The sequence below is a fragment of the Kordiimonas gwangyangensis DSM 19435 = JCM 12864 genome, from assembly GCF_000375545.1.
GTDB classification, from domain to species: domain Bacteria; phylum Pseudomonadota; class Alphaproteobacteria; order Sphingomonadales; family Kordiimonadaceae; genus Kordiimonas; species Kordiimonas gwangyangensis.
The window spans coordinates 1-18,583 of record NZ_AQXF01000004.1; the positions used below are offsets into that span (position 1 = coordinate 1).

Annotated in this window: 18 protein-coding genes, 1 tRNA gene and 3 pseudogenes; 12 read left to right on the top strand and 10 right to left on the bottom strand. The window is 57.5% G+C overall.

What is annotated here, in order from left to right; all coding sequences use genetic code 11:
* Positions 1-922 (bottom strand): annotated as a pseudogene (locus B150_RS23385) (IS3 family transposase); the annotation flags it as partial.
* A 258-nt stretch (positions 923-1,180) separates the two neighbouring features.
* Here B150_RS23385 and B150_RS0111585 point away from each other — a divergent pair.
* Entirely contained in the window at positions 1,181-2,611 is a 1,431-nt protein-coding gene (locus B150_RS0111585) for a mannose-1-phosphate guanylyltransferase/mannose-6-phosphate isomerase (RefSeq protein WP_026168338.1), read from the top strand.
* Here the strand turns inward: B150_RS0111585 and B150_RS0111590 are convergent.
* The 4 genes and pseudogenes from B150_RS0111590 to B150_RS23635 all read right to left on the bottom strand — a co-directional run.
* Positions 2,603-2,959: pseudogene (locus B150_RS0111590) on the bottom strand (IS66 family transposase); the annotation flags it as partial. The gene B150_RS0111585 and the pseudogene B150_RS0111590 overlap by 9 nt on opposite strands.
* A gap of 74 nt (positions 2,960-3,033) precedes the next feature.
* Positions 3,034-3,462, bottom strand: a pseudogene (locus B150_RS20785) (IS21 family transposase); the annotation flags it as partial.
* A 555-nt stretch (positions 3,463-4,017) separates the two neighbouring features.
* Positions 4,018-5,229, bottom strand: a complete 1,212-nt coding sequence (locus B150_RS20790) for an Arm DNA-binding domain-containing protein (protein WP_025896760.1) — start codon at positions 5,227-5,229, stop codon at positions 4,018-4,020.
* A gap of 1 nt (position 5,230) precedes the next feature.
* On the bottom strand, positions 5,231-5,449 hold the full coding sequence (locus B150_RS23635; protein ID WP_020400099.1) for a hypothetical protein: 219 nt from the start codon (positions 5,447-5,449) through the stop codon (positions 5,231-5,233).
* A 116-nt stretch (positions 5,450-5,565) separates the two neighbouring features.
* On the opposite strand from B150_RS23635, the gene B150_RS0111615 reads away from it, so the two are divergent.
* Entirely contained in the window at positions 5,566-5,796 is a 231-nt protein-coding gene (locus B150_RS0111615; protein WP_025896761.1) for a helix-turn-helix domain-containing protein, read from the top strand.
* Positions 5,797-5,922: 126 nt separating this feature from the next.
* On the opposite strand, the gene B150_RS0111620 is transcribed toward B150_RS0111615, so the two are convergent.
* Positions 5,923-5,998: transfer RNA gene (locus B150_RS0111620), tRNA-Ala, on the bottom strand.
* A 146-nt stretch (positions 5,999-6,144) separates the two neighbouring features.
* Positions 6,145-6,477, bottom strand: coding sequence for an FYDLN acid domain-containing protein (locus B150_RS0111625; protein ID WP_020400101.1), 333 nt, complete (start codon positions 6,475-6,477; stop codon positions 6,145-6,147).
* Between the two features lie 144 nt (positions 6,478-6,621).
* On the opposite strand from B150_RS0111625, the gene aroA reads away from it, so the two are divergent.
* Entirely contained in the window at positions 6,622-7,947 is a 1,326-nt protein-coding gene (aroA, locus tag B150_RS0111630) for a 3-phosphoshikimate 1-carboxyvinyltransferase (protein WP_020400102.1), read from the top strand.
* On the opposite strand, the gene B150_RS0111635 is transcribed toward aroA, so the two are convergent.
* On the bottom strand, positions 7,948-8,340 hold the full coding sequence (locus B150_RS0111635) for a VOC family protein (protein ID WP_020400103.1): 393 nt from the start codon (positions 8,338-8,340) through the stop codon (positions 7,948-7,950).
* A gap of 139 nt (positions 8,341-8,479) precedes the next feature.
* On the opposite strand from B150_RS0111635, the gene cmk reads away from it, so the two are divergent.
* From cmk to pyrF, 5 genes are all read left to right on the top strand, one after another.
* The gene (gene cmk, locus B150_RS0111640) at positions 8,480-9,121 is read left to right on the top strand and encodes a (d)CMP kinase (protein ID WP_020400104.1); all 642 of its coding nucleotides are present in this window, start codon (positions 8,480-8,482) and stop codon (positions 9,119-9,121) included.
* Between the two features lie 202 nt (positions 9,122-9,323).
* The gene (gene rpsA / locus B150_RS0111645; RefSeq protein ID WP_020400105.1) at positions 9,324-11,027 is read left to right on the top strand and encodes a 30S ribosomal protein S1; all 1,704 of its coding nucleotides are present in this window, start codon (positions 9,324-9,326) and stop codon (positions 11,025-11,027) included.
* A 250-nt stretch (positions 11,028-11,277) separates the two neighbouring features.
* Positions 11,278-11,556: an integration host factor subunit beta gene (locus B150_RS0111650; RefSeq protein WP_020400106.1), complete on the top strand. Its 279-nt coding sequence runs from the start codon at positions 11,278-11,280 to the stop codon at positions 11,554-11,556.
* A gap of 65 nt (positions 11,557-11,621) precedes the next feature.
* Complete coding sequence (locus B150_RS0111655; protein WP_020400107.1) at positions 11,622-11,999, top strand: DUF1049 domain-containing protein; 378 nt, start codon at positions 11,622-11,624, stop codon at positions 11,997-11,999.
* A gap of 36 nt (positions 12,000-12,035) precedes the next feature.
* Positions 12,036-12,761 (top strand): orotidine-5'-phosphate decarboxylase, encoded by a 726-nt coding sequence (gene pyrF, locus B150_RS0111660; protein WP_020400108.1) that lies wholly within the window; start codon positions 12,036-12,038, stop codon positions 12,759-12,761.
* Positions 12,762-12,770: 9 nt separating this feature from the next.
* Here pyrF and B150_RS23260 read toward each other — a convergent pair whose 3' ends face one another.
* Together B150_RS23260 and B150_RS0111670 are read right to left on the bottom strand one after the other, a co-directional pair.
* Entirely contained in the window at positions 12,771-13,169 is a 399-nt protein-coding gene (locus B150_RS23260; RefSeq protein ID WP_020400109.1) for a DUF3052 family protein, read from the bottom strand.
* Positions 13,170-13,178: 9 nt separating this feature from the next.
* A complete protein-coding gene (locus B150_RS0111670) occupies positions 13,179-14,039 on the bottom strand; it encodes a TraB/GumN family protein (protein WP_020400110.1) in 861 nt (286 codons plus the stop codon).
* A gap of 227 nt (positions 14,040-14,266) precedes the next feature.
* Here B150_RS0111670 and rpmI point away from each other — a divergent pair, with 227 nt between their 5' ends.
* The 4 genes from rpmI (at position 14,267) to pheT (ending at position 18,481) form a co-directional block, all read left to right on the top strand.
* Positions 14,267-14,458 carry a 50S ribosomal protein L35 gene (gene rpmI, locus B150_RS0111675; protein ID WP_369408039.1) on the top strand — a complete coding sequence of 64 codons (192 nt, stop codon included), beginning with the start codon at positions 14,267-14,269 and terminating at the stop codon, positions 14,456-14,458.
* Positions 14,459-14,495: 37 nt separating this feature from the next.
* The gene (gene rplT / locus B150_RS0111680; RefSeq protein WP_020400112.1) at positions 14,496-14,855 is read left to right on the top strand and encodes a 50S ribosomal protein L20; all 360 of its coding nucleotides are present in this window, start codon (positions 14,496-14,498) and stop codon (positions 14,853-14,855) included.
* 150 nt (positions 14,856-15,005) lie between these two features.
* Complete coding sequence (gene pheS / locus B150_RS0111685; protein ID WP_020400113.1) at positions 15,006-16,085, top strand: phenylalanine--tRNA ligase subunit alpha; 1,080 nt, start codon at positions 15,006-15,008, stop codon at positions 16,083-16,085.
* Positions 16,082-18,481 (top strand): phenylalanine--tRNA ligase subunit beta, encoded by a 2,400-nt coding sequence (gene pheT / locus B150_RS0111690; RefSeq protein WP_020400114.1) that lies wholly within the window; start codon positions 16,082-16,084, stop codon positions 18,479-18,481. Before pheS ends, pheT begins: the two co-directional genes overlap by 4 nt.
* The last annotated feature ends 102 nt before the right edge of the window (positions 18,482-18,583 follow it).

Here is an 18,583-nt window from a genome sequence, read left to right on the forward strand (position 1 = left end):
AAGGATTCGATGAAAGCATTGTCCGTAGGCTTACCCGGTCGGCTGAAGTCCAAGGTCACACCCTTCTGGTATGCCCACAGGTCCAGGTCACGCGAGATGAATTCCGAGCCCTGGTCGACCCGGATCGTCTTGGGGTAGCCAGTGCTGCGGCAGATCTGCTCAAGGGTTCGCACCACGTCTTCACCGCGATAACTGCGTCGCGGATCAGTCGCAGGCGAGAAGCGTGACCAGGTGTCCACCACCGTCAGGATGCGCAGCTTCTCACCGGTCACCAATTGATCATGTACAAAATCCATGGCCCAAACCTCATTCGGGGCAGCGGCCGCTTGCCGGTCATCCCTCAGCTTGGCCTTGACCCGCCGCTTCGGTGTTTTGTTCCTGAGTTGGAGCCCAAGTTCCCGGTACAGCCGCCGTATCCGTTTGATGTTCACCTGCCAGCCCTCCCTGACCAGAAGCGTGTGTATGCGCCGGTAGCCGTAGCGCACCCGCACCTCGGCAAGCTCCTTGATCCGTTTCTTGAGTTGGGCCTGATCGGGCCGTCTGGCCTTGTAGACATAGCTGGCGCGGCAGGCCTGCAGAACCTGACAAGCCCGCCGTGTGCTCACGGACCAGACGGCACGCACGTCATCGATGATCGTGCGGCACCGGTCAGGCCCTACAGCTTTCGTTTGATCACATCCTGCAGCATCGCCTTGTCCAGGCTGAGGTCGGCTACCAAGCGCTTCAGCTTGGCATTCTCTTCTTCCAGCAGCTTAAGGCGCTTCATCTCCGATGGCATCAGCCCAGCATACTTCTTGCGCCAGTTATAGAAGGTGGCCTCAGCGATGCCTGCCTTGCGGCAAACCTCCGAGATCGGTGTCCCTTCCTCGGCCTGACGCAGGATGAAGGCAATCTGCGCCTCCGTAAACTTCGACTTCTTCATGGAATTCTCCTCCTCCCCACACGGGGATCATAATTGGAAAATTCCAGCTCAAAATGGTCTAAATTCCGGGGGGCAGGTCAACCATAAGCGGTGTAACAAAAGCGCGCAACAAATACACCAGTTTTGTTGCGTTGATGTATTGGGCGAGTGTATCGGGTAAGGCTTGTTCGGTCGGGATAATTTCTATAGATTTGCGGCGGGAAGTCTTTTTTGGCCTTGGCCCGTTTGTGTTTTTATTTGCTTTATTCAGGACAGTCGATGTTTAGAGATATTTACCCGGTCGTCATGTGTGGGGGGTCAGGCACCCGGCTTTGGCCTTTGTCACGCTCTGGTATGCCCAAGCAGTTCCTGCCGCTCGCCGGTGACAAGAGCCTGTTTGTGCAGGCGCTTGAGCGTGTCGGCCACCGCTACGGCTTCAAGGCACCGATTGTCATTGCCAACAACGAGCACCGTTTCCTCCTCGCCAAACAGGCGGATGACGCAGGGCTTGCACGTGGCCGTATCATCCTTGAGCCCATGGGCCGCAACACCGCACCTGCTGTGATCGTCGCGGCACTCGAGGCTATCGCGCAGTCGCCGGATGCCAACATCCTTGTGCTGAGCGCCGATCACCTGATCACCGATGTGCCCGCCTTCCACGACGCGGTGGAACGTGCTGCCGCTGCCGCGCGGGGCGGCTATCTCACCTGTTTTGGTATCCACCCCACCTCGGCCGAGACCGGCTATGGCTACATCAATCCTGGCGAAGCGCTAAGCGGCACCGCTGGTGCGCACCGCATCGCAAGCTTCAAGGAGAAGCCCGACGCCGCAACCGCACAGGCGTATCTCGCGTCAAAGGAATATCTCTGGAACAGCGGCATGTTCATGTTTGGCGCCCAGACACTTCTGGATGAAGCCGAGCAGCATGTGCCAGAAATGGTAGCCGCCTGCCGCGATGCCTTCGGTGCGCTTGAGAGCGACCTGCAGTTCCACCGCTTGCCCGAAGACCGCTTCGCCAAGGTGCCTGCCAACTCCATCGACTATGCAATCATGGAGAAGACGAGCAAGGCGGCAGTAGTGCCCTGCGCCATCGGCTGGTCGGACCTTGGCAGCTTCTCCGCCCTTCATGACACCGGCGAGGCGGACGGGCGCGGCAATGTGACCAAGGGGGATGTCACCCTCCTCAATTCAAGCGACTGTCTCGTCTATGCCGACAAGCGCCTTGTCACTGCCACTGACATCAGCAACCTTGTCATTGTCGCGACCGACGATGCAGTCATGGTCACCCCCAAGGACAAGGACCAGAACGTCAAACAGATTGTCGAGGCACTCAAGGCCAACGGCCGGGACGAGGCCAAGCTCCATACCACCGTTTACCGCCCGTGGGGTTTCTACACCTCGCTCGCCATCAACAGCCATTTCCAGGTGAAGGAACTGTGTGTCTATCCCGGCAAGCGGCTCAGCCTGCAGTCCCACAACCGCCGGGCCGAACACTGGGTGGTGATCGAAGGTCAGGCCACCGTCACCCGTGATGATGACATCATCACCCTGAATGCCAACGAATCCGTCTACCTGCCAGTGGGGACACGCCACCGCCTAGAGAACAAGAACACAGGCATGCTCCGCCTCGTTGAAGTGCAGACCGGCGACTATTTCGGCGAAGATGACATCATCCGCTACGAAGACGACTACAGGCGGAGCTCAGTGTAAGCGGTGATTTTCCCCCATAGCCTTGATTGGACTACTGTTAACGGGATGCAACTTTTTGATGTTGGTTTCCCTGTTCTTGGCAACGATAGGCGAGAGTGTCCGGCTGAGCCAGTCCTTGAAGGCGTCCACCAGCGGTTTGGCCCGCGCGTGTCTCTCTTTCATGCGCACGGCGGCGCTCTGGCCTTGGATGGCGGCCTCGACACGATACAGGGCCGCGATGCGCTTTAGGCCCTCGTCGGCGATCGGAGCGAATTTGTTCTTGGCCACGTCCATTCGCTTACGGCGGGCACGGGCCCAGAAATAGGCGAGCATGAGCGGCGCCTCCACCCGCTTGGCCAGGCGGTTGTAGCCCGCATAACCTACAGAAAACCCTCGAAGCCATCGAGCTTAGTCTCGCCATGCCGGTCGCTGCGGCCGGGCGCATAGGTGAAGGCCACGCCTGGCGCGCAGGACAAGGGCACGAAGGTACCTCGTCCGCCCAGATGCTGCTGACGACGATAGTCCTCATGCCTGGGCCGGGCAAAAGCCGCCACACGTCCGTAAGAGCCCTCGTAGCCGAGGATCACCAGATCGGCATGCAATTGCTTGATCGTCTGCTTCTGCTTGCGGCGGCGGCCCTGTTCCCGTTTCAGCCAGAGCGAAAGCTGCTCGGCATATGGGTCCAGCTTGCTCGGCCGCTCCGGCACCCTGAACTGTGGTTCGATCGTGTCCGATGGCAGATATTTGCGAATGGTATTACGTGATAGTCCTGTCCGCCGCGCTATCTCCCGGATCGACAGATGATCCCGGTGATGCCAGCGCCTGATAACGCTCAAAACGCCATGTCCAACACTCCATCTTCCCCTGCTCATCAAAGCCAGGGGGGAGTTCCACATGGGTCAATGCTCAATGGAAATTTATCACTCTACCGGATCAATTCTCAGTCGAAATCAACAGACGACATTGCATGTGGTGGTGCGTTGTTAAGTGTCGGGGAATATTTTCTGGATCTAACGATATTGCAGAACGGTTCTCAGCATATATTTCTGGCTGCCAGAATAAAAAATTTCACAGATATGAAGAGTTCCTTGGAAACCATAAGCCAGCATATGATCCAACAGGCTGTTACCTTCAAGCGCCAGATTCGGTGTGTGTAGCCAAATGATGGCTTATTCGGTAGATGCATAAGCAATTGCGAGCAACCGATTTAGCTCAACGAGCGCTGTAAGGCGCTGGCATACATCGAGTCCTAACGTGGAGAACGCTTTATGTTTCCACATTTGATACTCAACCGGCTTTGCAACCCCGACAGCTTGAACTGGACGCAATCATCAAGCTGCTACTGTGTCATAATCACACAAGCCAATTCTGCGATGACCTTTTGGCGAAACGGATCCGGCATTAGAAAGTCTGTGTTTACTGCGTCTTCACTTGACATGTTTTTCATAGCGGCAATTTTTATCTGTCGTTTTGAGGTTGGTGCCAAATTCAGCTTTCAGAAGCTGTTCGAACGCGGAGCCATCTCTGCGGGTGAGGTTTGGTACATAGCGGCTGTACACCTCGAACAGCATTTTCGTGTTGCTATGGCCCATCTGCCGCGCAATCCATTCCGGATTTTCGCCGGCTGCCAGCCATAACGTTGCTGCGGTATGGCGGGTTTGGTACGGGCGCCGTTTTGCAAGGGACAAGTGGCGTAATAAAGGATACCAGACACGTTGTGTGACATTCCGATTTTGCAGAGGAGTGCCATCGCGAGTGCAGAACACAAACCCTGACCTGTCTGGCGTATTGTCATACATACGCTTCAGGCAGTCATGCACTTGCGTGCACATATCAACTTCACGGCTTGATCCATCTGTCTTTGTGCCCACCAGCCGACCCTGAACGAGCGCTTCCCGCACCAGAATTTGGCGTCGTTCAAAGTCCAGATATTTCCACTGCAGGCCATCGATTTCACTGGATCGCAAGCCAGAAAAAAAGCGAACGATGTAATATGGTTTAAATTCGGGCCGGACTGTTTCAAGAATCGCTTGAACTTCCCGCAGGGTAAAAGGATCAACTTTAGGCTTTGCTTCTTTGAGCCTTTTGATGTTTACCCACGGATTTCTGAAACCATACCGCTCGGCTGCTTCCGCCAAGATCATGCGAAGGGGGATCATGACGTGGTTGATTCTGGACGCTGACAACGTACCGTTACCATGCCCGGGTTGTTCGGCAAGAAAAGCGCGAAATTGCAAAATCATGCCTTTGTTGATTTCATCAAGCCTCTTGCCCTTGAAGTGCGGGATGATGTAGCGGTCGAGCGTGGCGCGGTTGATATCCCGATAAGACTGCCGCCATTCGACTTCTCGTTCGGTAAACCAAAGCTCAGCAAAGGTTTCAAAGGCATCAGCCGCACTTCTGGATTCAAGCGTTCGCATTTGTTGCGCCGCGAATTTACTTGCGGCGCGCCCATCAGGGAAATACTTGAGATAGCTAAACGTCCCGAGTGTAATCTCGGCTTCCATGCGCTTCAAAAGTTGCTGAGCTGCTCTTTGGTTCGCCGGTGTATCTTGTGCGCCGGTGTATTCTTTGTATCGAATTCCCTGGTAGCGGAAGTCAATATACAGTCGTCCATTCCGAGACCCGATTGCGGCCATCTTAAACCGCCAGACTCGAGAAGCTTGTGGGTAGGCTGTGCTGCTCGCGCATATCTCTTTCAATAGTTTCCCAGAGATAGAGAATTTTGCGCCCGCCGAACGGCCGAATGTAATGAACCCCCTCCAGAAGGACGCTATCTTTCAGGCGTTCACGGATAGTGCGGACATCGTATTTGATTCTACTAGCCAACTCTTCGGTTGTTAAGTATGTTGGGCTCATCTTTTGTTACTCCCACGCGGCTAATGATGTGTATACGCATCTTTTATATCGCCGCAATGATGTATGTCAACAAAAAAAGATGTTCATAAGCATCATTTGATGAGTGTAAGTTGCTGATGATTCGTTTTCGCTTGAGAGAGGTAATGGCTGACAAGGGCTTCAATGAAGGTCGTAAGGTCACATTTGACGAGGTGTCCCGGGAGACCGGCATTCATCGGACGACGTTGACCAAGGTCGCGAACCAGAAGGGCTATAACGCTTCGACGGAGATCGTTGACAAGCTATGCAATTACTTTCGGGTGCCGGTTGAAAAGCTGGTCGAGCATATTCCTGACCGTACCGACTAACTTGTATAGAGATCCGGAAATGTAGGAATGCGAGTTCTACAAACTTCACTGGTCCTGTCATGGTCCCTTTGGTGGTCCCACAAAGAATAAGGGCCCAGGAAATGCTTCCTAAGCCCTTGGAATTATTGGTGGAGCCGATCGGGATCGAACCGACGACCTCTACACTGCCAGTGTAGCGCTCTCCCAGCTGAGCTACGGCCCCATGATCAGATATGATCTGCTGGTAGTGTTCCGTCTCCGGAACGGCGCGGACTATAGGCGGAGCCTTTTGGACGCGCAAGAAAAAAAACGACCGCCGTTTTCGGCGTGTTCCGGGCGGCTTATAGGCCGCCCGAAGCCAAACTATGCTTAGGTCTCGTCGTCCGAGAGCGAAGTGTCAACCATGCCGGTGACTTCGTCATCATCGTCATCGTCGAGGCTCACGTCGCCGAGCATATCGTCATCGTCATCGATATCGATATCATCCTCGTCGTCGTCGAGGTTCACATCATCCTCGTCTTCGTCTTTGGCCTTGGTCGGTTTGTCTTCAACAATAACCGGCTGCTTGGCTTTCAGGATTGGCTCGGGCGCCCACTGGTTACCGCAATCGATGCAGGTTGCAGGGTCGTCCTTGCCCAGATCATAAAAGCGCGTGCCGCATTTCGGGCAGGTGCGCTTTGTGCCCCATTCGGGTTTCGCCACGTCTCTCTCCTTGCGTTTCCGCACTATCAGGCCTTGCGCTCACAGCGCTTTTCGGCCAAGAATTCGGCGCATCCCTTGCCATGATCGTTTGCGCCTGTCAAAGCATTAGTGTCTGTCCATACTTCTAAAGCCGGAATTCCCCTCGTGCCAAGCCTTATTTCTACTTCACGTAACCCGCTGACTGGTACTGTGAAAGTGCCGGGCGACAAGTCTGTCTCCCACCGTTCCATCATGCTTTCCGCGCTTGCGGTGGGCAGAAGTGAGGTCACGGGCCTTTTGGAAGGCGAAGATGTGCTCGCAACGGCCGAGGCCATGCGTGCCATGGGCGCGCGCGTTGAGCGACTCGGTGAAGGGCACTGGGTTGTGGACGGCGTGGGAATCGGCGGGCTGCAGACGCCTGATAATGTGATCGACATGGGTAATTCGGGCACCTCGACACGCCTGATCATGGGCCTGATCGCGAGCCATGATATCACCGTCACCATGACCGGGGACGCGAGCCTGCGCGGTCGTCCCATGGGCCGGGTGATTGACCCGCTCACCTCCATGGGGGCTGAATTCAGCGCGCGCGACGGCAAGTTCCTGCCGCTCACCGTAACAGGGTGCCAAAATCCGCTGCCGATTGATTACACCACGCCGATGGCAAGCGCGCAGGTGAAGTCTGCTGTGCTGCTGGCGGGCCTCAACACGCTGGGCGTGACGACGGTGCGCGAGAAGGTTGCCACGCGCGACCACACCGAACGCATGCTCAAATCCATGGGCGCGGAGATTGAAACATCAGAGGAAGACGGGCTTTATGTCGTGCGCCTCACCGGCCAGCCTGAGCTGAAGCCGGTGAACTTCGAGGTGCCGGGCGATGTGTCCTCAAGCGCGTTCCTGCTGGTCGCCGCCTCGATCATCCCGGGTTCCGACATCGTTGTTGAGAATGTGGGCATGAACCCGCTGCGCACCGGCATTGTGCATGCGCTGAAGGCCATGGGCGCTGACATTGAAATCATGAATGGGCGCACCCTCGGTGGTGAGCCGGTGGCGGACCTGTGTGTGCGCGCGGCGAAGCTCAAGGGCGTGTCCGAATTGCCGGTCGACCCATCAACCATGATTGATGAGTTCCCGGTGCTTTTCTGTGCCGCGGCGGTAGCTGAAGGTACCAGCCGCTTTAAGGGGCTTGAGGAACTGCGGGTCAAGGAATCTGACCGCCTTGCTGTGATGGCTGCTGGCTTGCAGGCCAACGGGGTTGAGCTGACCGAATTTGAAGACGGGATCGAGATCAAGGGCGCGGGTGGCATGGTCAAGGGCGGCGGCACTGTCGCCACCCATCTTGACCACCGTATCGCCATGAGCTTCTCGGTCCTCGGCCAGATGGCGGAGGGCGCCATCACCATTGATGACGCCGCACCCATCCAGACAAGCTTCCCGGTTTTCATCGACCTGATGACAGGCCTTGGTGCCGGGCTCGCGCTCGGGAGCTAACTAGCCCTCGGCTTCTTCCGCGAATTCAGCGAAGGTAACGATATGGCCGCCCGGCTCGCGGTAGCCGATTTCGCGTGCGCCATAAAAGGTGGTGCGCTCTTCCATCACCACTTCATAACCCTCCAGCGCTTTTTTGCAGGCCTCAAGGTCGTCCGTTTTCAGGAACATTAGTACGGGCGCGCCCTCGCCAGGGTTCGGGAGCATGCCACTGTCTTCCTGAATGCTGGTGCGGGTCTGGTACATCAGCTGCACACCACCCTGCATCAGAATGACAAAACCCAGATGGTCGCCCTCCGGCACCTCGACGATCTTCTCAAAGCCGACGCGGGCAAAAAATTCGAGGCTGGGTTCAATGCGGTCAACCGGCAACACTGCCGTTGCGCTCTCAATCATGGTCCGTCCCTTCTGTATAAATGTTCACTATTTGTTCTGTTTTTATCAGGACACATACGAAGAGTCGAATCCTTTTAGGCTGGTCACCTTGGCTGACTGCATTTATTAAAAAGGCAAGGAACAGGAAGGGTGATTCGCATTGATTATCGCAATTGACGGGCCGGCGGCGGCTGGCAAGGGCACTTTGGCGCGACGGCTGGCGGACGAGTTTGGCTTCGCCTATCTCGACACTGGCGGGCTATACCGTGCTGTGGGCCTCAGCGTACTGCGCGCAGGCGGCAACCCTGCCGATGCCGGTGTGGCGGAGGAGCAGTCAAAGGCCCTCGACCTTGCGCTGCTCAGTGACCCCGAGTTGCGCGCGGAGGAGACAGGCAATGCGGCCTCCAAAGTGGCGGCGCTTCCCGGCGTTCGTGCTAACCTTCTGGAGTTTCAGCGTAATTTTGCCGTGAGCCCGCCTGAAGGTCGCCCTGGGGCGGTATTGGATGGTCGCGATATCGGCACGGTGGTGTGCCCGAATGCCGACCTCAAGCTCTTTGTGACTGCGAGCGCAGAGGTGCGCGCCAAGCGCCGCTTCAAGGAGCTGGAGGAACGTGGCGTCGAACCCGATTTTCATGTTATACTCGCCGACGTACGCGAACGGGACGAACGCGATATGAACCGCGAGGATGCGCCCCTGAAGCCCGCGGAAGATGCCCTCTTGCTTGATACGAGCAATTTGGATATAGACGCCGTGTTTTTAAGGGCGGCGGCACTTGTGAAAGAACGCATGGCGCCCCAATAACCGATGACGCTTTACGAGAGCGACTCCCGGACCAGTAGCTTACCGATAAGGAAGCTTGGCCCGAGGGGTCAGAATTTGTTGGTGTTTGAGGCTTCCGGACCACAGAGAAGCGCGGGGTGGTCCCGCACTTGAGAAACCCGGAAGAAGACCGCCGGAGCCAACCGGCTGGCACGAATAGTATTGACCTGAAAGGAAGACATAGATGTCTGAAGCGGCAAAAATGCCGAGCCTCGACGATTTTGAGGCACTGCTGAACGAAACCCTCCCCTCGGAAGACGATGGCTTTGAAGGCCGCGTTGTACGGGGTACTGTCGTCTCCATCGAGAACGACTTTGCGATTGTGGACATTGGCCTCAAAGCTGAAGGCCGTGTACCGCTCAAAGAATTTGCCCCGGCTGGCAAAGCGGCTGAGATCAAAATCGGTGACACCGTAGAAGTATTCGTAGACCGCGTTGAGAACGCGCTCGGCGAAGCTATCCTGTCGCGCGATAAAGCTCGTCGTGAAGAAGCTTGGGAAATGCTTGAAAAAGCATTTGAAGGCGACGCACGTGTTGACGGCGTTATCTTCGGCCGCGTTAAAGGCGGCTTCACGGTTGACCTCTCTGGCGCTGTTGCATTCCTGCCGGGCAGCCAGGTTGACATCCGTCCGATCCGTGACGTGACCCCGCTCATGAACATCGAGCAGCCGTTCCAGATCCTGAAGATGGACCGTCGTCGCGGTAACATCGTTGTATCCCGTCGTGCCGTCCTCGAAGAAGACCGTGCTGAGCAGCGTGCTGAGCTCATGGGTCAGATCCAGGAAGGCGACGCTGTTGAGGGCGTTGTGAAGAACATCACCGATTACGGTGCGTTCGTTGACCTCGGCGGTATCGATGGCCTGCTGCACGTGACCGACATCTCCTGGCGTCGTGTGAACCACCCGTCGGAAGTTCTGTCGATCGGCGAGACCGTGAAAGTACAGGTTGTTCGCATCAACCCGGAAACGCAGCGCATCAGCCTCGGCATGAAGCAGCTTGCAGCCGATCCGTGGGATGGCATCGAAGCCAAATACCCGGTTGGCGCCAAGTTCACCGGTACGGTTACGAACATCACCGACTACGGTGCGTTTGTTGAGCTTGAAAGCGGCGTAGAAGGTCTCGTACACGTGTCCGAGATGAGCTGGGTCAAGAAAAACGTACACCCGGGCAAAATCGTATCCACGAGCCAGGAAGTCGAAGTTATGGTTCTCGAAGTTGATCCTTCGAAGCGCCGTATCTCCCTCGGCCTCAAGCAGTGTGGCGAAAACCCGTGGGAAGCTTTTGCTGCCAAATTCCCGACCGGCACCGAAATCGAAGGCGAAGTCAAGAACATCACCGAATTCGGTCTGTTCATCGGCCTCGATGGCGATGTCGACGGCATGGTTCACCTCTCCGACCTCGATTGGGAGCGTTCGGGCGAAGAAGCCATCCAGGAATTCAAAAAGGGCGACATGGTCAAAGCTGTTGTGCTCGACGTCGATACGAAAAAAGAGCGTATCTCCCTCGGCATCAAACAACTGTCCGGCGACCCGTTCACCAACGTTTCTTCCAAGAAGAAAGGCGAACAAGTCACCTGTGTGGTTAAAGCTGTAAACGAGAACGGCATCGAAGTTGAAGTTGGCGACACGGGCGTTACCGCGTTCATCCGCCGCTCTGACCTCGCACGTGACCGTGGTGACCAGCGCCCAGAGCGTTTCGCTGAAGGCGACAAGGTTGACGCCATGGTTACCGGCATGGACAAAGGCAGCCGCAAGCTGAACCTCTCCATCAAGGCCCTCGAAGTTGCTGAAGAAAAAGCAGCTGTTGAGCAGTATGGTTCCGCCGATTCGGGCGCAAGCCTCGGCGATATCCTCGGTGCTGCACTCGAGAAAGCCAAAGAAGACAAATAATCTGTTTTCATACAGATTGATGTTTCGGGAAGGCCGTCCAATTTGGGCGGCCTTTCTTATTTTTGCCGCACTCCGCACGACAATTTGATCAAATGTCGTCGTATTGATACAAAAAACCCGTGACAAAAGCCCTTTCCGTAGAAAGGCTTATCTTGACGTGTGCGTTTTCAGGTGGCACGCTTAAGCCACTGGACACGGGTAGCTTCGTTCTGAGTGTTGGTGACAAGATTGCCCCGAGGGGAGGACCTAGATGATAAAGTCCGAGTTGATTGCAAAAATTTCCGAAGCCAACCCCCATCTCTATTACCGGGATGTTGAGCGCATCGTTTCCAAAATTTTTGATGAGATTACCGCAGCCCTCGCTCGTGGGGACCGGGTGGAATTGCGCGGTTTTGGTGCCTTTTCCGTAAAGAAGCGGCCCTCAAGGGTTGGCCGTAACCCGCGCACTGGCGAGAAGGTTGAAGTGGCCGAAAAATGCGTGCCCTACTTCAAGACCGGCAAAGACCTGCGCGAACGTCTGAACGACTAGAAACCGACGGCAGCCGTGCGGGACGCGCGCGGCTGGAGCCGCAAATAACTAATCGAAAGAGTGTCATGGCACAGTCTCTTGGCAGCCTGATTCGCCGCGTTTTCTGGTTTGCGCTTGCGCTTCTTCTCATCCTTTTCTCGATTTCCAACCGCCAGCATGTGGTCCTGAGCCTTGAGCCCTTTGGCGCGCTGATGGCACCGGTGCCAGTGTATCTGGTTCTGTTCCTTGGCATTTTCATCGGCCTTGTGATTGCGGGCGGTGTCACCGGCTGGCTCCGGCTCAAGGGTTTTGCGCGCCGCCGCAAGGCTGAGCGCCGCGCCGACTATCTTGAAGGCCAGGTCTCGTCACTGTCTGAAGATGTGCACAAGGCGCAGGCGACACGGGCCCACGAAACCGTGAGCCGCGCCACCGAAGCCTTGCCAAAAGGGGGCAAAGAGGGCTAATCCGGGGCTCATGCCCGGCGAAGAAGGAATATGCCCATGCCCGAGACCCTGAAACCCAGTGGCCGCATCTACTGCGCGCTTGATACCGTTGATGTGGCGCAGGCGCGTGCGCTTGCCGAAGCGCTCAAGGGCAGCGTGGGCGGCATCAAGCTCGGGCTTGAGTTTTTCTGCGCAAACGGCGCGGACGGTTTCAAACGTGTGGCAGACGCTGGCCTGCCCATCTTCCTCGACCTCAAGTTCCACGACATCCCGAACACGGTGGCGGGCGCCATCCGCGCGGTGGCACCGCTTGGGCCCAAGCTTTTCACCATCCACACCCAGGGCGGGCCGGAAATGATGCGCCGCGCGGCTGAAACCGCAGCAGAGGAAGCAGACAGACACGGCCATGTCGCCCCGTGGGTGATTGGCGTGAGCGTGCTTACGAGCCTTGATGGCAGTGACCTCAACGCCATCGGCGTGGTGGACGCGGTTGAAGCACAGGTCGCGCGCCTTGCGGGCCTTGCCAGAACCAGTGGGATTGATGGCCTTGTCTGCAGCCCGCGGGAAATCACCTTGGCGCGCAAAGCGGGTGGCGCAGACTTCAAGCTTATCGTGCCCGGCATCCGCCCGGCTGGTAGCGCGGTCGGTGACCAGAAGCGGGTGATGACCCCCCATGACGCGGTGACAGCGGGTGCGGATATTCTGGTGATTGGCCGACCGATCACGCAGGCCGATGACCCGGCTGCGGCCGCGCGCGCGATTGCGGACAGCATTAACGGCTAAGGGCAGTGCCTAGCGCAGTTCCTTGCGGATGACGAGCTTGAGGCCGGACCACACCTCATCAACCGCACATACCTTCACGTCCACAAGGCCTAAGGGGAGCGCCACTTCGCGCACCACGTCCTCGGTCATGTCGGTTGGGACTTTCGATGCCTTCTTAGGCCATGAAATCCAGATCATGCCGTCCCGCTTGATCGCGCCCATCAAGCTTTCAATCTCATCGGCGAACAGCGCACGCTCCTTATAAAAGGCATGGATGAAGTCGCACTCGCGCGCTGCCTCCTCGGTACCAATCGGCAAGGGGCCGAGGAGATCACTGTACTGCTCTGGCGCGTGCTCAAGCCGCAGGCGGAAGCCTTCCTTGATTCCCAGTTTCTTGATGAGCGGTGTGCCGGAATAGCCTGCGGTCATGGCGTTTGCCTACTCAATGCGCGCCGCGGGCACGCCCATGCCCTCAAGCAGCTTGATGACCGAATCGTCCCCGGTAAGGTGCCCGGCACCAACAGCGACAAAAAACTTGCCGGGGCGGTCCAGCATCTGCATCAGCTTGTCAGCCCAGTCTCGGTTACGCGCGCTCAGCATCTTTTCCCTGAGTTCAGGCGCAATGGCCAGCGCGTCATTAAGGATGTGGTCAAGTTCCGCCACATTGCCGGAAAGCCAAGCGCCCTGCATGGAAGCATAATACACATCGAGCTGTGCGTTCTGCTGCAGCGTGTCGACCAGAAGCGCCTTCTCCTGCTGCACTGTCAGGCTCTGAAAGAGCGCAACCTGCTGTGCCGCGGTCTCGAGCCCAAAAACCGGTTTGCCCATGCCCTCAGCCTGCGCGATGAAAAACTTGTCCGCGCCGCTTGCCGGGTTATAGCCCGCTTTGACCAGCCCAATGACCGTGAGTGAAAGCCCGGTGAACCAGGGTGTGTTCTCTGCAAAATGGTTGGCAGGCAGGCCAAGTTTGCGCGATAGCCGCTCCACATCATTATATATGCCGTTGCCTACCAGTTTACGCAGGCTTTGCCCTTCGGGCAGCTTGCCCGCAACGGTGAACAGGGGCCCCGCGCGGTCAATCTCCTCACCGCTCAGCTCCACAATCAGGGCGCCCGAATCCATGAAAGCTACACGCGCTTCGGGTGACAGCCATTCCATCCCGTCCGAAAGAATATGCAGCGTGCCGAAGAGGTGGATTTCCGTGTCGCTGTCTGCTACCCGCCATAGCGCCGGCGTGGCATGGGCGGCCTGCGTGAACGCCATGAAAATAATAAGGAAACAACTGCGGATCAGACGCATGGTAAGCTCTCTCCGATGGGGGCGGTGTGTCTTCATCGCGCCAGTGTTTCACGGGGACCATGCGGATGCAAGGGAGCGAGGCGGAAATGCGCTGAATCTGCTTGCAAACCGGGCGTTCCGGCGCTATACACCCCACTTCATCGAACCGACCGGCTTGATTAAGGGCTGCCGTGCCGGTTCAAAAATGTCGAACTTGCAGTTATAGAAGTGAGGACAAAATGCCCAAAATGAAAACGAAATCGAGCGTGAAAAAGCGTTTCAGCTTGACCGCGTCAGGTAAAGTTCGTGCCAACCAGGCTAACAAACAGCACGGTATGATCAAGCGCACGAACAAGCAGATCCGTAACCAGCGTGGCACCACTATCCTTGCCGATTGTGACGCCAAAATCGTCAAGAAGTTCATTCCCAACGGCCTTTAAGGCTTTTCGGGTCCTTCAAGGTTAAGGAGAAAATACCATGGCACGTGTAACACGCGGACTGACGTCCCACGCCCGTCACAAAAAGGTTCTCGAGCAGGCTAAAGGCTATCGGGGCCGTCGTAAGAATACCATTAAGGTTGCTCGCCAGGCTGTTGAAAAAGCCGGCCAGTACGCATACCGCGACCGTAAAGCGAAGAAGCGCACGTTCCGCGCTCTCTGGATCCAGCGTATCAACGCCGGTACCCGCGCTCTCGGTCTCCAGTACGGCCAGTTCATGCACGGCCTCAAGCTCGCAGGTGTTGAGCTTGACCGTAAAGTCCTGAGCGACCTCGCGATCAAAGAACCGGCTGCTTTTGAAGCGCTTGTGGATCAGGCCAAGGCCGCCCTCGCGAAGTAAGCTGGTTTTTGCGACACTCGTCGCAGCACCAAGACATCAAGGGGCCTGGCCGTTGGCGGGGCCCCTTTTTATTTGCGCCTGTAATATTCCCGGTGCAGATTTCAGCGACTTTAGAAACACTTGATTAGATCATCCCGAAGCGGAAGAGACATGCAGGAACAAATCTCAGCCCTGAAAGAGGACATCACCGCCCGCATCGACGCGGCCAGTGACCTTGCCGCGCTTGAAGACATCCGTGTTGCGGCACTTGGCAAAAAAGGCAGCGTGTCGGAGCTGATGAAAGGCCTTGGCCGCATGAGCCCCGAAGAGCGCAAGGAAATGGGCCCCGCGCTCAACAGCCTGAAGAATGACGTGGCGGATGCCATCACCGCGCGCAAGGACGTGCTTGAAGAAGCTGCGCTTGATGCGCGCCTCAAGTCGGAGAAGGTGGACATCACCCTGCCGGTGCTTGACCACGCCGCGGGCAGCGTGCACCCCATCAGCCAGGTGATGGACGAGATTGCAGAGATTTTCGCCTCGCTCGGCTTCGATGTCGCGGAAGGGCCGGATATCGAAAGCGATTTCCATAACTTCACCGCGCTCAATATCCCGCCGGAACACCCGGCACGGCAGGACCATGATACCTTCTACCTGAAGCCGGACGCAAACGGCGACCGCAAGGTACTGCGCACGCATACGAGCCCGGTACAGATTCGCACGATGCTCTCCAAAGAGCCGCCGATCCGTATCATCGCGCCGGGCCGTACGTACCGTTCAGACTCGGACGCGACTCACACGCCGATGTTCCACCAGGTGGAAGGCCTCGTGATCGACCGCGACACCCACCTCGGTCACCTCAAAGGTACGCTCGAGGCTTTCCTCAAGGCTTTCTTTGAAGTGGACGCGGTGACGCTTCGTCTCAGGCCCAGCTATTTCCCCTTCACTGAACCGTCCATGGAAGTGGACGTGCAGTGCAGCTTTGAAGGCGGCACAGTCAAGATCGGTGACGGCAACGACTGGCTTGAGATTCTCGGCTCCGGCATGGTGAACCCGAAGGTTCTCGAAGCCTGTAACCTGGACCCGAACGTGTATCAGGGTTTTGCCTTCGGCTGCGGTATCGACCGTCTTGCCATGCTGAAATACGGCATGAACGACCTGCGTGCCTTCTTTGACGCCGACCTTCGTTGGCTCAAACACTATGGTTTCCGCGCACTTGATCTGCCCACGATTGCTGGAGGGCTCAGCCGATGAAATTCACCCTTAGCTGGCTCAAGGACCATCTCACCACGGATGCGAGCCTTGATGACATCCTGAAAAAACTGAACGCCATCGGCCTTGAGGTTGAAGGGGTCGAGAACCCGGCAGACGCGCTTGCGCCCTTCAAGGTTGCGCATATCCTCTCCGCCGAGCCACACCCGGACGCTGACAAGCTGCGGGTGTGCAAGGTGACGGACGGCACAAACGAGATGCAGATCGTCTGCGGTGCGCCTAACGCGCGCGCGGGCATCAAGGTCGTGCTTGGCCAGCCGGGCGACTATGTACCGGGCCTCGATTTCACCCTTGGTAAAGCCAAGATCCGCGGTGTCGAATCGTCCGGCATGATGTGCTCCTACCGCGAACTTGAGCTCGGTGACGACCATGACGGCATTATCGAGCTGCCGGAAGATGCGCCCGTGGGCACGTCCTTCGTGGAGTATGCCAAGCTTGATGAGCCGATGATCGAGATCGCGATCACACCGAACCGGCAGGACTGCCTTGGTGTGTACGGCATTGCGCGCGACCTTGCGGCGGCTGGTCTTGGTACTCTGAAGCCGCTCTCTGACGCTGCAGTCGCTGGCACATTCGAAAGCGACGTGAAGGTTGCCATCAACCTGCCGGCCGATCAGGCACATGCCTGCCCGCTGTTTGTCGGCCGCAAGTTCACGGGCGTGAAAAACGGCCCGAGTCCGAAGTGGCTGCAGGAACGGCTGAAGGCCATCGGCCTGCGCCCCATCTCGGCGCTTGTGGATATCACGAACTATATCTCCTACGACCTCGGCCGCCCGCTCCACGTCTATGACGCCAACAAGCTGAGCGGCAACCTGCAGGCCCGCCTTGCGAACGCGGGCGAGAGCTTCCTCGCGCTCGACGGCAAGACCTATACCTGCAAGGGTGGCGAGACCGTGATTGCGGACGACACAAACGTGCTTGGCTTCGGCGGCGTGATCGGCGGCGAAGACAGTGGCTGCACCGAAGAGACCACCGACGTGGTGCTCGAATGCGCGCTCTTTGACCCGATCGCCACGACGATGACCGGCCGCGCCCACGGTATCAACACCGATGCGCGCTACCGGTTTGAGCGTGGTGTCGACAGCCAGTTTGTGCATCAGGGTTTCGAGATCGCGAGCCAGATGATCCTCGACCTCTGTGGCGGTGAGCCGAGCGAGCGTTTCGAGGCTGGCGCGACCCCTGACTGGAAACACACCGTGCCGTTCCGCTCGGAGCGGGTGAAAACCCTCGGTGGTGTTGACCTGCGTGCGGAAACCAGCGTGGCGATCCTCGAGAAGCTTGGCTTTGAGGTTGTCGGCAGCGACCCCTACACCGTGCATGTGCCGTCGTGGCGCGTGGACGTGGTGGGCGAAGCCGACATCGTTGAAGAAGTGCTGCGCATCCATGGCTATGATAATATCCCGAGCGTGCAACTGCCCGCGACGGACCACAAAGCCGGCACAACCCTTAGCGCGCGGCAGAAAACCTCCCGCGCGGTCAAGCGCCGGCTGGCGTCTGTCGGCATGCATGAGGCGGTGACATGGTCCTTCATGAAGCGCGAAAATGCTGTGCTGTTCGGTGGTGGTGACGAGAGCCTTGTGGTCGATAACCCGATCTCATCCGAGCTTGATTGCATGCGCCCATCTGTGCTGCCAAACCTTATTGAAGCCGCTGGCCGCAATGCGGACCGCGGTGCGGCGTCCGTGGCGCTTTTTGAAGTGGGCGGCGTTTATAAGGACGACAGCGAAAACGGCCAGCACTTGATTGCGACCGGTATCCGCGCTGGCGACGCGTCCCCGCGCCACTGGGAAGGTGGTGCCCGCAAGGTCAATGTGTTTGACGCCAAACGCGATGCACTCGCGGCACTTGAAGCGGCCCTCGCGCCGGTTGCCAACCTGCAGGCCTTTGACGAAGCGCCGGATTATTACCATCCGGGCCGCTCCGGCACGCTGCGCCTTGGCCCCAAGAACATCCTCGCGAGCTTTGGTGAGCTGCACCCGCGTGTGCTGAAGGCGCTGGATGTGGATGGCCCGGTTGTCGGTTTTGAGGTTTACCTCGATGCGATCCCGGCGCAGCGCAAGTCCGGTGCCGCGAAGGGCGCGATGAATGTATCCAAGTTCCAGTCGGTCGAGCGTGATTTTGCTTTCCTTGTGTCTAAGGACGCAAAGGCGGGTGATCTCATCCGTGCGGTCAAGGGTGCGGACAAGCAGTTCATCACCGATGTGACGATTTTTGACCTCTATGACGGCAAGGGTGTGCCAGAGGGCCATACCTCCGTTGCGGTGACCGTTACGCTTGAGCCGAAGGGTGAAACCTTCGCCGACAAGGACATCGAAGCCATCGCAGCCAAGGTTGTGGCCGCCGCAGAAAAGGCGGTTGGCGCGACTTTGCGGGGCTAAGACGAGTAAAAATCGATAAAATTTGAATCGATCGGGGCTTGCAAAAAATTCCCGATCGGTTTTCATACTTATTAAGAAAGACTTCGGATGATGGGGTGTTAT